Origin of the sequence: Paenibacillus castaneae, from assembly GCF_002884445.1 — a bacterium.
Classification (GTDB): Bacteria; Bacillota; Bacilli; order Paenibacillales; family Paenibacillaceae; genus Pristimantibacillus; species Pristimantibacillus castaneae.
In genome coordinates, this window is record NZ_KZ614144.1 from 3,296,789 (window position 1) to 3,309,927 (window position 13,139).

General features: G+C 38.5%; 13 protein-coding genes. 5 read left to right on the forward strand and 8 right to left on the reverse strand.

Going from position 1 to position 13,139, the window contains the following annotated elements; all coding sequences use genetic code 11:
* Positions 1-313: 313 nt before the first annotated feature.
* From CEF13_RS14790 to CEF13_RS14810, 4 genes are all read right to left on the reverse strand, one after another.
* Positions 314-1,585 (reverse strand): IS110 family RNA-guided transposase, encoded by a 1,272-nt coding sequence (locus tag CEF13_RS14790; protein ID WP_102711500.1) that lies wholly within the window; start codon positions 1,583-1,585, stop codon positions 314-316.
* 255 nt (positions 1,586-1,840) lie between these two features.
* Positions 1,841-2,194 carry a LysE family transporter gene (locus tag CEF13_RS14795; protein WP_102711502.1) on the reverse strand — a complete coding sequence of 118 codons (354 nt, stop codon included), beginning with the start codon at positions 2,192-2,194 and terminating at the stop codon, positions 1,841-1,843.
* Positions 2,195-2,244: 50 nt separating this feature from the next.
* Complete coding sequence (locus CEF13_RS14800) at positions 2,245-2,871, reverse strand: hypothetical protein (protein WP_102711504.1); 627 nt, start codon at positions 2,869-2,871, stop codon at positions 2,245-2,247.
* A 1,650-nt stretch (positions 2,872-4,521) separates the two neighbouring features.
* Positions 4,522-4,986, reverse strand: coding sequence for a GNAT family N-acetyltransferase (locus CEF13_RS14810; RefSeq protein ID WP_166742957.1), 465 nt, complete (start codon positions 4,984-4,986; stop codon positions 4,522-4,524).
* A 793-nt stretch (positions 4,987-5,779) separates the two neighbouring features.
* Between CEF13_RS14810 and CEF13_RS14815 the strand changes: the two genes are divergently transcribed.
* From CEF13_RS14815 to CEF13_RS14830, 4 genes are all read left to right on the forward strand, one after another.
* A complete protein-coding gene (locus CEF13_RS14815) occupies positions 5,780-5,971 on the forward strand; it encodes a hypothetical protein (protein ID WP_102711508.1) in 192 nt (63 codons plus the stop codon).
* Positions 5,972-6,213: 242 nt separating this feature from the next.
* Positions 6,214-6,459, forward strand: a complete 246-nt coding sequence (locus CEF13_RS14820) for a hypothetical protein (RefSeq protein ID WP_102711510.1) — start codon at positions 6,214-6,216, stop codon at positions 6,457-6,459.
* A 344-nt stretch (positions 6,460-6,803) separates the two neighbouring features.
* Positions 6,804-7,037, forward strand: a complete 234-nt coding sequence (locus CEF13_RS14825; protein WP_102711512.1) for a hypothetical protein — start codon at positions 6,804-6,806, stop codon at positions 7,035-7,037.
* A gap of 30 nt (positions 7,038-7,067) precedes the next feature.
* The gene (locus tag CEF13_RS14830) at positions 7,068-7,385 is read left to right on the forward strand and encodes a hypothetical protein (RefSeq protein WP_243864875.1); all 318 of its coding nucleotides are present in this window, start codon (positions 7,068-7,070) and stop codon (positions 7,383-7,385) included.
* A gap of 594 nt (positions 7,386-7,979) precedes the next feature.
* Here the strand turns inward: CEF13_RS14830 and CEF13_RS14835 are convergent.
* Positions 7,980-8,390: a DUF4830 domain-containing protein gene (locus CEF13_RS14835; RefSeq protein ID WP_102711516.1), complete on the reverse strand. Its 411-nt coding sequence runs from the start codon at positions 8,388-8,390 to the stop codon at positions 7,980-7,982.
* A gap of 543 nt (positions 8,391-8,933) precedes the next feature.
* On the opposite strand from CEF13_RS14835, the gene CEF13_RS14840 reads away from it, so the two are divergent.
* Positions 8,934-9,911: a YpdA family putative bacillithiol disulfide reductase gene (locus CEF13_RS14840; RefSeq protein WP_102711518.1), complete on the forward strand. Its 978-nt coding sequence runs from the start codon at positions 8,934-8,936 to the stop codon at positions 9,909-9,911.
* Between the two features lie 194 nt (positions 9,912-10,105).
* Here CEF13_RS14840 and CEF13_RS14845 read toward each other — a convergent pair whose 3' ends face one another.
* The 3 genes from CEF13_RS14845 to CEF13_RS14865 all read right to left on the reverse strand — a co-directional run bounded on the left by CEF13_RS14845 (position 10,106) and on the right by CEF13_RS14865 (position 13,136).
* On the reverse strand, positions 10,106-10,597 hold the full coding sequence (locus tag CEF13_RS14845) for a GNAT family N-acetyltransferase (protein ID WP_102711520.1): 492 nt from the start codon (positions 10,595-10,597) through the stop codon (positions 10,106-10,108).
* Between the two features lie 109 nt (positions 10,598-10,706).
* The gene (locus CEF13_RS14850) at positions 10,707-11,450 is read right to left on the reverse strand and encodes a GNAT family N-acetyltransferase (RefSeq protein ID WP_208414791.1); all 744 of its coding nucleotides are present in this window, start codon (positions 11,448-11,450) and stop codon (positions 10,707-10,709) included.
* 876 nt (positions 11,451-12,326) lie between these two features.
* Complete coding sequence (locus CEF13_RS14865; protein WP_102711522.1) at positions 12,327-13,136, reverse strand: GNAT family N-acetyltransferase; 810 nt, start codon at positions 13,134-13,136, stop codon at positions 12,327-12,329.
* Between the last annotated feature and the right edge of the window lie 3 nt (positions 13,137-13,139).

Below are 13,139 nucleotides of genomic sequence, written 5' to 3' on the forward strand. Positions count from 1 at the left end.
GAAAGATAGTAGAGAAAGGTAGTTGAAGACCAGGTCAACATAAAGGCGTGAGGAAATAGAGGGGGAGGTTGCAAGCCCCATATCCTTCCATATACTGCACGCATTCTCCACGCTGCCCCTGGAGGTTATCACTCCCATGTCTCAACGGGTCTTTGCCCTCTCATTCCTTCGTTACGCCTGTCCAAGGGGTGGAGGCCGGTCTTGCTAACGTTACGGGTCGGTGCCCTTTGGTTCAATGCATCCGGTACTCCGTGCTTTCTTTGAAATCCTACGAATAAGCCAAAATTCGTACGACGAAACGGTTAAATTAAGCTTAAGCTGCTAGTTGAATTGGCATCGTTTTATGAGGATGGTATGCCTCGTTGCTACGAGCCATTCCAACGAGTATTCGTGCCAATTTACCGCATAGTTTCATCAGAGACCTCATTTTCTTCATCTTTTTAACCTGTACATTGTACGCATGCATGGCTTTGAACTCTGGGTTGTTCCCAACCAAACTTATGGTCATCATGAAAATGAAGCGACGAAGGCGCGATCGTCCGCGTTTACTAATCTTCATCTGACCCGTCCATTTACCTGAGCTTGCTTCTGCAAGGTTGAGACCAGCATGGCGAAGCAGTGCATTACCGTGAGTGAAGCCACTTAAATCCCCAGCCTCACCGAGAATACCTGCGAGTGAAATGGCGCTAATCCCTTTGACCGCAAGCATAGATTTAGCAAAAGGAATACGGTCTAAGACTGCCGTAATCTCTGCCTCTACGACTTGCAGCTGTTGGCAAGCCAGGTCGTATTCAGCCAGAAGTTGCGTTAAGTGGAGCTTGTACGCATGCGTTGCCTGCTTAGAGCCAACAGAATGACGAGCAAGCGCAATAAGGGTCTGAGCTTTCTTGTTCCCGGGTTGACGTTGCATAATGGATTTCCAGCCACTCACCACGTCCTGAGGCGCTAGCCTTCTCAGTTCTTCAGGCGTTGGGAAAAGACGTAGTGTTGCCAATGCCCCCCTGCACAACAGGTTCTTAAATACTTGTCGCAGCTCAGGGAACACTACGTCAACCCAGCGATGGATTTGGTTTTTAGCGCTTACGAGTCTCGTCACAACAGAGTCGCGGTTTGAGAGATAAACACGCAGCTCTTCAAAAGCCTCAGGCGTGCTACGAATAAAAGAGTAATAACCGTTTTTGACCATGTCTGCGATGACGAGAGCATCCTTTTTGTCGCTCTTCGATGGTGTATTGTCACGGTTTTCTTTATTCTTTTTCACGAGATGAGGATTAACAAGAACAACTTCGAATTGTTTCTCGAATAGCCATCTAGAGATGCTTAGCCAGTAATGCCCCGTCGGTTCCATGCCGATAATTGCGAAGTTAAGGTTATGGGCTTCTTGCAACGATTGAATCCAGCGAAGAAGGGCCTGAAATCCTTCTTCATCATTAGAGAAAGATAGCGGATTGCCAATTGCGATCCCGCGGAAGTTTACTGCACGAGCGACATGCGTTAGTTGTGCAATGTCGATTCCGACGACGAGATGCTGAGGGGTAATTTTTTCAATGAGTTGATTTTGTTTGTCTTGGGCTTTAAACTTCATATTAGAGCGTCCTCCTGGATGATGGGATTTTAAGGGCTTTGACCCGTTGCGTACTCCCATCGTACCGAGGCGCTCTTCTTTTTGCAAAGCTGCTAATTAACGCTCTACAGGAATGCTAACGTTCCTCGTTAGCTTAATAAAAAACGGGATCGCCCTAGCCATCCCATTCTTAAATTCCTTAATTAAACTACGAAATAAAATAATATATTTGATTTATTTTTGTGTTTGAAGGGCTACTCTTAAACCCAGTCCAATTTAGACTAAGCCGATAACTTTTCCCATCCATTTTGAGTCTTTGCTTTTTTTGCTAAATAATTTTTTACCGATAGCATTCGATAGAAGCACTAGTACAAAGGTGTACAAAATACCAATCAGTGCAAATGTTGAACCGAGTGTTAAAAGTTGGATGGATACTGGATAGCCATTATGTTGTACAAATTGCGGTAAGAAGGCTAAGAAAAATAGTGCGGTTTTAGGGTTTAATACTTCAATTAGCACAGCTTGACGAAAGGAAAGTTTAATATCTACTTCTTTTTGTTCAATCGGTTTTTCACTGTTCTTAGATTTTCCAACTAAGTTAGCTGAGTAGGCCGCCAGAGATAAGGGCAGCCTGTTGTCTTTGTGCTATCGTGTCCCGTTTGCGTAACACCTTGTAACCATTATTTTAATGGATATTTGAGTTCTAAATCTAATTCCTTTAATCCATCATAATAGCAATAATTATGGTCTGCTCCAGCAATACATAAAATTCGTTTACCTTGGTGTTCTTTTATTGTATTTTTGATTCTTTGTACCATAATTTGATTTCTACAGATCCATCTGAAGATTTGCGACTCGGGATTGATATCGTATAGCCATTTATACTTCTGTCTTGCAATTTCGTCATATTGTTTCGAATTAAAAGGTACAAGAGTAACATTCCATACTGCTTTTTGTTTCTCGAACCATTGTGTTAACTCGCTCTGAAGTTTTTCCTTTTGTGTGCCTTTGAATTTTATAAATGGATCGAAATCATTCCAAACATCTAACTCGAACCAATCGACAGGTGAAAATACCACATTATTTTGTTCGCAATAAGGGATTATCCAGTCATAATATATATCTTCTGCCTCTCCCCAAAACCCTCGTTTGGATTTGTCAGATAAAAATGTATTCCATGTGTTTGGATGCACTTCTCCACAAATGACATCTGGCTGAAATTCTGTTATAAGATTTGCGTAATGATCTAAGTTGCAATTATGTCCCTCTATTCCAAACATTGAACCTAATATACCAACTATAGTCATTCTGGTACTCCTCAATCCCTTTTTTTCGTTTTAATTATATGTTCAAGAAATAATAGTCTAAATCCTTCATTTACTAATCTTAAATCGGATACTGATTAAACTATCCTGCCCGTTAGCTCAACGAGGATGCCGTTCTATGCTGGCAGCCTCGTCGTTACCCTTCAAACGTATCGGAGAATCCACTCTTTTATTTGAGATGCAACTAAGGTTACATCAGTATCCGTTGTATCAATAGTAGACATAGGTTGATTAAAGTCTCTATCGGCAATATCAAGCAATGCCCTTGCAAAGTTTTTGTGGTCCTGAATCATTTCCTCAGACCAATTTCATTCGCGTAAGCGTTGCTCACGAGTTTCTTCATTACAGTGTAGGCTTAGGTAATAAACATGCTTAAATAAGGAAAATCCACACATTTTTCAATATCCCAAGTCACGTCCGATAAACTCAACAATATTATCAGAGTCAAAAACATCGAATTTTAGCATTATTTCGCGTGATTCTTGAACGACAAATGTTTCCCGATCCATTTGCGCCTGTTACGATAAATACAGGGAATTTATTTTACATTAGTTATACCCACTCATCTACTTATATTTTTACAATTATAGCATCTCACAAACGATATAGAAGGTAATAAACATTTATAACTAAACTCCCTCTATGGATAATCACTATTCTCTTAAATACTTACATTTTCTTAGAATATTGTCCTAGTTTGCTCTTTGCAGATAACATTTCAGCGGAACGAAGTTGTCAATGAAGAAATTTATGGGACTGAACCAGACGCAAAAAAGTCTCTACATAAACCACTCTGCCTCACAAACTCAGAATTTTACTACTTATCTCATCGGACAAATAATCATATCCTAGTTCGCCGAAATGAAGTCCCTCGTTTCTTTGACCTCTTATTATTTCGGTCAAAATATGAAGATCAATCATATTTGAGAATAAATCTATAAAATGACTGCCTGTTGATACACTCACTTCTCTAACGACCTCTGATTATTGCTTAAGTACGAAGTTAGTTCGAGCACGTTGTAACCTCTCGTCAACTGGCGCAGGGCTAATGAGTATCACCCTCATAGGAGAAAGGGTTGTCACACTATCGGTGAGACTCCTTTTATAATCATGTAGTTGAACCATTTTGTGAAATGCAGCATCATTGGATTATGAATTAAGATTTCTTTCTCAATTCTCACAACTTGCCAGCTACGCCAGCGTTGATGACCTCCCATTCTTCGCTAAGTTTAGCTTTAAGTTTTATTGTTAATAAGGGGTGCTCATGACCTTCTGTCCTTCCAGTTATGCTGTCCCCAAAACAGACCAATCTCATTAATTCGGTTTCCTTTCTAAAATAAAAGATTAAGTAAAACATTTGACAATTATTATCCGAATCCTTCACTATTCTGCCAGTTAGCTAATGAAATGAGCAGACTACAGTAGCGCTTGCTCATCAATGTGTATCTTTCAACTCAAGTTCCCCATTAACTTAACATTTTGGCCCAACCTCATTCGCTTGATTGCTTAGAAATAACGCTCATACCATCGGCTTTATACCCTTCTTCTACTTCAGCCCGAAAGGTAATCTGTACTGTTTCAGTGCTATTATCTTTTGTAAGTACTTCTCCTTCTATCTTGAATTCAGATTCGTTATGACACAATGGATAATTCCATAAATATTTCAGCAATATCATTATCATTGTATTTTGGTATCTCATAAAAGCCAAAACTTCGAAACACTGACATCGCTTTATAAGATTGTTTCTCAGTGTCCAATCTCAGCTTTATTAATCCAGCTTGTCTTGCATATTCTATTATTTGGCTCATCATGCTTTTACCGTAACCCTTATCTTGATATTCAGGTAAGACGAAGAACCTCTTAATTTCACCAATTCTGTTTTCAGAATCAATACCCTTTAAACCAATAGTCCCAATAACGCTCTGTTCTTTCTTCAATAACCAGAATCCGCCTCCTGTCTCAAAATATAGCAGTTCAATACTTCTAATATCTGAATGCGGCCCTTCAGGATCAAAGACATATCCTCTGGAAACATACATAGTTTTCATGAAGTCTTCCAATTGATCCTGGTCCGATCTAATGTATCTCTGCAGCAATAAGCATTCCCCTCTCTCGTGGATAGAACTTCTTTACTCTCGTCTTCAAACCTCATCCTTAGAATACGTCGTTACATCTTTTACATCTTCCTTGCATGAATATTCGTCAAATGATTAAACACTCCTGCCCGTTAGCTCAACGAGGCTGCCGTCTCATGTCGGCAGCCTCGTCCTGGTGATTGTTAAGCTATAATCTCCATTAATTTAGCACCTAATATTCTAATAAGGATAACGGTTTGGAGAAATACTCTTTATGGATTATAGAGGAGGTGAACTATAAAATGAGCACTAAAACCAAACCCGCTAAAAACAACCCAAAGCAAAGCCCATCACGATCAAACGACCCGAACGATCAAGGAAGATCTAAAGTACAAAATAATTCGAAGTAAAGCTGACATGCCCAGTTAAATATTATGAAAGCATCACCAAACTTGGTCTACATGACCGGGTTCTTTTTTGGGAAAAGTATCAACAAAGCACCCCAGAGCAAAGGGGTTTATAAAATATTCTTCCCGTTAGAGAACGAGGGCTGCATGACTGGCAGCCCTCATGATAATGAATTATCCTATCCGATAGTTGATGTTACTAGAACGAGAAGTACGTCTGGATGAATCTGTTCCTACGTTCTCGGATTACTGATTAACCAACGGGACATACTTTTTATGGTAGATATTTGCTGCGAAGGTTTGGTGGGCAAAAAAAATCCCGGAAACAATCACGATTCTGCAGTCCCGGGTTCGACCAACAAAAAATAAGTTAGGAATTTCCAAAAATGTTAACGGAGGTGATAATTATGCCTACAAGCCGGAATCATCAAGGGGCGCATGGGATAGGACAAGTTGAAGAGCAATTGAAGCAGCAGACAAATGCAACGGATACCATCCAAGGTGGAAGTGAAACGGATCGCGAAATTGCTAAAGTGGCAAACAGTGATCCACATACCTCGTTAGATAAGATTATCGATAGTAAAGAACGAGGGGTTTAGTGAACTGCAGGCTGCCGATCTATCGGCAGCTTGGTTATAACAATCTGCTGACAAATACACACTTCCCCACCTGGATGCCAATAGCCTTCTGCTTTTTAATTGGACTATCGTTCCCCGTTAGCATAAGCATAATAGATGTAGGGTAGTTAAAAATGGCTGGAGATCGTCCTGACGGTTATACGGCTATTTTTTTCTCATAGTTGAATGAATAGGGGTATGAGATTTTAGGAGGCTAAATCAACATGGATACATTTAATGATACCGAAGACCGGAAAGACGGGGTTAATAAGGATGTTTATGGGGTTCTTAGGGAGGAGACGGAAGTTGATTCCGACGTTAATGAGGACCGCAATCGGGAACAGCAATTGGACGACTCTTTTCAGGATTGGTACCGCAATATCGGGTATTGGGTTCAGCAAAAAAAAGATATGATCCAGGTGCCGAAGTCGAACGTCTTTGATGATTTACCTGATATAGAAACCGAATAAATGTACGATGAATGTGAAAAAGGATGATGATTTTTGTGTTATGGGACCAAGTTCTTGTGATATGGAACTTGATCCCAAATTTCACTTAAGCTTATTTATTATTTAGATTTCTTAAAACCATCGACATCTTTTTTTCTTTCTTCATTAACTTCTATTCTGACTTGTAATTAGGATTCGCTGATTTAAACCTCGCCGCATCCATTCCATCTATTATGTTCATCTTTATAGCTCCTTGGTTACTGTTATTGTCTCCTTATTTAATTGCAAAATGGGTTCCAAATACTGTTGCGACAGCAATAAATGTTCTACTTTTGGGTATCATATGCCCAAGGTGGTGTATTAGAATGTGGATTATTAAGACCGAACATAAAAGAGATGCAGACGGCGGAATTGCAGCGCTAGAACTCGAAACAGAAGATAAGCGTTTTGATGTAAATATTAGATGGGATGGCTGCGCTGAGATCCATGTATATTCAATTACGGAGGAAAATCGTGAAATCAATGACACTTTCCATACATGTGATTTAAAAGGAATTATCGATGTGTTGCAGTCACTCAACAGCGTATGTAAAGATTAATTGGTGAAGGAAGCTATTGGGAGGACACTCATGATGTTGAATTTGTCTGAACTCGGAAATCTTCACGCCGATATCCAAGCCGTTCACGAGATTGTCCGAACATTAAAGGTTATAATCGATGGTAAAGAAATTGAAATTGATATCCTCAGAAATCAGAACGACCATTATTTTTATGAGCTAAGCCATTACTATAAAGACGCGGATAAAACCGATCCTCACGATCCATTGGAAAATAGATATTCATCTGTTGAAGAAGCGGCACGAGGAGCACTCCGCTGCGCTACGATGTTTTACCGGAGTACGGATGAAGGTGGAGCTTGGGTGAGAAATGAGTCTTTCACTCCATAGAAAATTACGGCTGCCGAATATCACGAGACACCATAATAGGTGTCTTATTTACGCGTCAGGGACGAAACAGGACATTTAGATTTCGTTCATACGCACTCCTATTTTTCTGTTGTACGTCTCATGTAAGAATAACTCACGATTCAACTAATCTGCCAGTTAGCTTAATAAAAACAAGGAGCAGTTACTGTAGTATCTGCTCCTTGCACTGTTAAACTAACGTTATTCTTTAGCGTAATGTTGAATAACTAACGAATTGCACCTTTTAGGTCACCATGAATCAAAGTTAGCAGGGACTTCCTTATTTACGGATGAATAGTTATACACATAAATTAAATTCATACCCTGAAAGTTTATATTGTTTCCTTGGATATTCGTCATAATTACTTTACCAAAGAAATAATGACCCCCTTGGGTTGGATAACAAATATATCGCCTTCTTCAGGTGTTTTTCGTGACTTCTTCATTGCAATCAATTCCGTAAACTCCACTTCTCATCCCTACCCTTATGAGCTTTGCGTAGTAGTTGGCGCTGGGAAAAATGCTCCACGATGCGTTAAACTAATGTGTCCCGTTAGCGTAATAAAGGAGAACACGCTATTTATTTATTTTTCCTTCGTTGATTAATCTTTCTTTATCCTTCAAAGAGAAATCTCCAGGCTCCCAAGTCTCTAAATGTCCGTTTCCTCCAATAATATCTTCATTAATTTGATAAATGGAAGCGTATATTTTCTTTCCTGTTTTTTGTTTTTCTTTCAGCAAGTAGGTTGTAATATAAATTTCTTTATAAGGCTTCAAATCAATACCTGCGTTTGTTGCAGGTAGAAAGTTTTTTGTATCTTGCGTTCTTTCGCTAATTTTTTCCTCAATATGCCAACCAAACGACTTAAGGTATTCAATATGTTTAACATTATTTTGCTCAGTTGTTTCTTTACCGCAACCAATCAGGAACGCGAGACAAAAATATGCAAATAAAACAATAATTTTCTTAACCGAAATTACCCCCATCATTTTCCATTTAGATATGAGACGTAAAGACCCACATGAAGGTTGCGGTGTTTCAACTATTCTGCCCGTTAGCAATACTGGAAAGCGTTATCTATCGTCCCTTATCAAACTGAACAAATTTCACGAATAAGAGAGCCTTCGCGAGAAAACAAAATGTTCCTCAATGTAAAGTATTGCAATCATTGGAATCTGTCTGAGAGATATATCATTTTTAGCAACAGGCCTGTACCTAAATGAGCGTATTGAACAACAAGATCTAAATATTCATTAAATATGCTCCTCTTTTCCGCTTATACTGTGATTGATCTTTAATGGCTGACCGTCTCACATCTAAAAACTTTTTACTATTACCGGAAAAATAACATGATTTATCAGTTTGGTAGCTCTAATAATTCTTAAAAATTTATCAACTTTATTATAAAATAATTAAATGCGATTTTTGGATTTTTGATAATTTATTGATTATGAGATAAACTATTGTACAATAATTAATATTTGTGGTTAAAACAGCAAACTGCAACCAAGATTAAGGAGATTAATCATATGTATGATGTTGTCATTATAGGTGGAGGGCCTTGTGGCCTAGCTACCAGCCTTGCGCTTCAAGAAAAAGGAATTAGTTATGTAATAGTTGAGAAGGAAGCGATTGTGAATTCAATTGTTAATTGCCCATTAGATATGCGCTTCTATAGTACTTCAGACCGTCTAGAAATTGGTAATATCCCCTTCCTATCACAAGAAGCAAGACCTACACGAACGGAGCTATTAAAATATTATCGTCTTGTTACTGAACGACAAGCTATTCATATTAAATGCTTCCAAAAGGTTAATCATATTTCGAAGGATACAGATTCTTTTACAGTGTATGCCGTAGATCGTATAGGAACAACAATTCCCTACCAAGCTCGTATGATTGTTATAGCTACAGGGATCTTCGATCACCCGAAGAGGATCGGCGTTGAAGGGGAAAACATGTCGAAGGTTATGCATTATTATAAAGAGGGTCATTTCTTTCATGGACAAGAAGTAACCGTGGTAGGTGGCAAGAACTCTGCTATCGAAGCAGCTATCGATCTTTATCGTAACGGGGCACGCGTATCACTTGTCCATCGTGGAGACACTGTTTACAAAGGAATTAAACCTTCTTTGCTTTTAGATATACGAAATTTTATCGAAAAGGAAAAGATCAAGTTTTATCCCAATTCCAGTGTTGAAGAGATAAATGATACTACTGTTTGTTTAGATACACCAGAAGGGTTGGTCACGATTCCAAATGACTTTGTATTTTCTCTGATTGGATATCAACCCGATACAACAATGCTTCAAAGCATTGGGATTGAGATTGATTCTTCTACCTTGGTGCCAACCTTTAATCCAGAAACATATGAAACGAACGTTGATAACGCTTTTCTTGCAGGTGTGGTAACTGGAGGCACTACAAATCGTGTTTATATTGAAGATGGACGATTCCATGGCTTGAAAATTGCTGAAGAAATTGAACGACGCCTAAACTATACATAAAAGTTTATGGAGACTTAGTTCCTTCATTTCATTTTGTTCAACCGTATAGCCCATTGCTCCTTTATCGGCTCATATTCTTGTCATCCGACGCCCAACCTCTCTTGTCGGATGACAAGAACTTATATCCTTAAAACTGGTCGTTTTATGACAGCAACCACGTTATAGTGATTGTTAAAGCACAGTTCTCCGTTAGTCTAGTGAGTTGCGTTTGAAAATGTTTGAATAGGACCATCCCACTCGTCTTCTCTAACTTCCTGGAAGTTGTTACTTGTATATCTTTCAATTGCCTTTCTCCAAAATATTTGAGCTGGTATATTATTCTCTATTTGAGCAACTTTCCAAATACCTCTGAATTGATTGAATATTTCATAAGAAGCGATTATACCTATTCCACGTTTTCTATATTTTTTCATTATGAAGAACTCAGCGACCGAATAAATTGGCTGGCTATGTTCATTTGTCCCAATCATCCTCACTAGAGCAAAACCAGCCAGTTTTCCATCCACACGAATAAAAAATGGATATCTGCCTTCATCTGTCCAATAATGATCCAAATACATATAATCATATAAGCCGTTTTCATTTACATCTTCAGGGTCAAATTCACTAAAATCATATCTATAGAGCTCTAGGAGATTTCTTAAAGTCGATTTATTATCATAGCCGACAATTTGAATAGTTATCATTCGTATTTCCTCTTTTCACCCTAGGGTTCAATATTCAGTATTTCTATTTATAATTCCACATTTTGTTAAATCATCATACCTATTAGTTGAAGCGTCATGATATATACAATTACTGTTCAAGTCCTTCAAAATTGCATCGCCAATCAGACACCCATGCGGGAAAATACCCTAATCGTTGAGCTACTCTCTGTGAAGCAATGTTACTGGCGATTACGTCATAACTCGGTATATCTCCACGTTCCAATATTTCCAAAGTTAACTTGTTTACAAGATAACTAGCCAATCCCAAATTACGATATTCGGGTAATACTTCTATGCCAATTTGCCACAGTTTTGCACACGTTTTGCTTGCTCCTGCCACACCAACAATTTCCCCGTTTTGCTTTGCAAGCACAGCTAGATCAGTCTGCCAGGGAAGATTCGTATCATAAATAATCGCTTCATTGAATCTTGTGACATCCGTTAAACTAACCACTTCATCTCGCTTAATCAGTTCAAATGAAAATAATTTCGGTGGTGTCATTGGCTTTATTTTTTTTACATCAGGTAGAAAATGCAAGTAAAGACCTCTGATAAATGGCAAGGAGAATACGCTATCCCTGTCTTTGCCCTGCATCTGTGTTTTGGCAATTAACAACCGTTCGGATGTAGCCGATACTACAATTGATTTCCCCATAAACACAATTTCGAAATAACGCGCCTTCCTTGGAAATGGCCTGCGTCCAGGATTTTCTTTAGCTTCAACAAAGATAATGCTGTCCCTCTCGCCGTTCAGGTCATTGATAGAGCAATTCAAGTCAATTGCAAGTTGTGATTGCACAATGAACAGCATTTCTTCTTGTGTCATAATCATGGTTACCCTTCCTTTCGCTTTAGGGACGCAATGAAGCTCCGTTGTTCTTCTGATACTTCCAAGTTATATATGGCGCGAAGGTTTTCCAGTGTTATTTTTCTGAGCGTAATCATGAAGGTCTTCTCCCTTCATCCCTTATCGTTTTGCGCCTATCCTGTATCCATGGTTTTTTTAGGGTATCCTTTTTGCATAATGGCAATTGGTTAATCGGCACATACTTGTGCCGGTTTATTTTTTTGTTAACGTAATCTACCAGTTAACATAATAAATAAAGAGCAGCTGCCATGGCAAATCTACTCCTTGTTTTGTTAAACTATCGTGTCCCGTTTAGGATTCCTGGAGATCGTTATCAGGTATACTTGCGACTTCTCGAGATCCGGTGCCGGGCATCTACGTTCCCTCGGCCGACGAGGAAGCCCAATGAACTAAGTTTCTCGATCCGATATGCGCCAAACAGTCGCAGAGTACCAGCATGACCGCCGGTACTCTGCGATTATTTTTATTTGGCCTATTTTTTGTTTAAAATCATGAAGAGGATATCACCGCTCAAGCCTTGGCGCCATTCTCCTCTAGGAACCGCACCGCGAACGACTCGATATCGAGCGTCGTAACACCCGGCTGGATCATACCTGCGATTGCTTGATGAAAAGCAGCGACAATTCAGCCGGCTTTTCTCATTTCTTCAATTTCTGATCTCGATTTCAGGATGACCATTTCATTCATCTCTCCTTTGACTGTATGCCTGTAAAAATCATATCGACGATTCCTTCCACATCCATCCGTTGGAAGTTGAAATCTAGTTACTTAGTTTGAAGGTATCATAGCGTTTCTTATGTTCATTGAGCAATCTTGAGCTATCGTTCCCTGTTAGCTTAATCATCTCGGGTTTACGCACCAAAATGTCTTTTCATTTGCAACTACTTTAAACCCGCTCGATATAGCTGTTTTAATTGAATTTGTATTCTTGTTATTACAACAATATTTAACAACATGTCCCTCACTGACTAGATAATTCGACATTGCAGCAACATTTGAAAGAGCGTAGCCATTTTGTCTGTAATCCTCATGTGTTTCTAGACCAATGTCCACAACAGTAGGAGATAGTAACGGTTGAATCGCGTTATTACATCCTACAATTGAAACAATTTTGTTTCCGAGTAAAGTACCGTAATAAACTCTATCTGGCGTTAATTCTTCATATGAATGGGTTATATTCTTATTTGATGTATTGGAATTGAACTGAATTGTCGAATGTTGAATGTTATAGTATGTTATATCAGCTTTATCACTTAACCCAAATATAGATAAATATTTTTCTTTTGCCTGATTCCCTGTATAAGGGATTAGTTTAAAATCTTTGACTTTTACACTTAAAAAATCAAATAGGTAATCAAAAGCTTTTTCACTGAAGAGATTTTCAGAAAATAATTGATAATAACCCTTTGCAAAATCTATATAGTCAGATATGGCTGAAATTACAATTTCACCGTCTGCAAATTGGATATATTTCAATGGAATGTATGTATCAGAAGATGAATCGTACATTCTCTCTTTGTCGTTTTCTATATCAATTTCTTTAAAAATTACTTTTGGTTTTGTTATATCGTCTTTTACATTATAGCTATTTAAGATTTCTTTTTTAATTTTTTTAAAAGCTACATCATTCAGAAAGTTATTTTCGCTCATAAT

Coding starts and splice junctions, on each gene's coding strand:
- CEF13_RS14790 (WP_102711500.1), bottom strand. CDS start 1,585: ATGAAGTTTAAAGCCCAAGACAAACAAAATCAACTCATTGAAAAAATT.
- CEF13_RS14800 (WP_102711504.1), bottom strand. CDS start 2,871: ATGACTATAGTTGGTATATTAGGTTCAATGTTTGGAATAGAGGGACAT.
- CEF13_RS14815 (WP_102711508.1), top strand. CDS start 5,780: ATGCCTACAAGCCGGAATCATCAAGGGGCGCATGGGATAGGACAAGTT.
- CEF13_RS14820 (WP_102711510.1), top strand. CDS start 6,214: ATGGATACATTTAATGATACCGAAGACCGGAAAGACGGGGTTAATAAG.
- CEF13_RS14825 (WP_102711512.1), top strand. CDS start 6,804: ATGTGGATTATTAAGACCGAACATAAAAGAGATGCAGACGGCGGAATT.
- CEF13_RS14830 (WP_243864875.1), top strand. CDS start 7,068: ATGATGTTGAATTTGTCTGAACTCGGAAATCTTCACGCCGATATCCAA.
- CEF13_RS14835 (WP_102711516.1), bottom strand. CDS start 8,390: ATGGGGGTAATTTCGGTTAAGAAAATTATTGTTTTATTTGCATATTTT.
- CEF13_RS14840 (WP_102711518.1), top strand. CDS start 8,934: ATGTATGATGTTGTCATTATAGGTGGAGGGCCTTGTGGCCTAGCTACC.
- CEF13_RS14845 (WP_102711520.1), bottom strand. CDS start 10,597: ATGATAACTATTCAAATTGTCGGCTATGATAATAAATCGACTTTAAGA.
- CEF13_RS14850 (WP_208414791.1), bottom strand. CDS start 11,450: ATGATTATGACACAAGAAGAAATGCTGTTCATTGTGCAATCACAACTT.
- CEF13_RS14865 (WP_102711522.1), bottom strand. CDS start 13,136: ATGAGCGAAAATAACTTTCTGAATGATGTAGCTTTTAAAAAAATTAAA.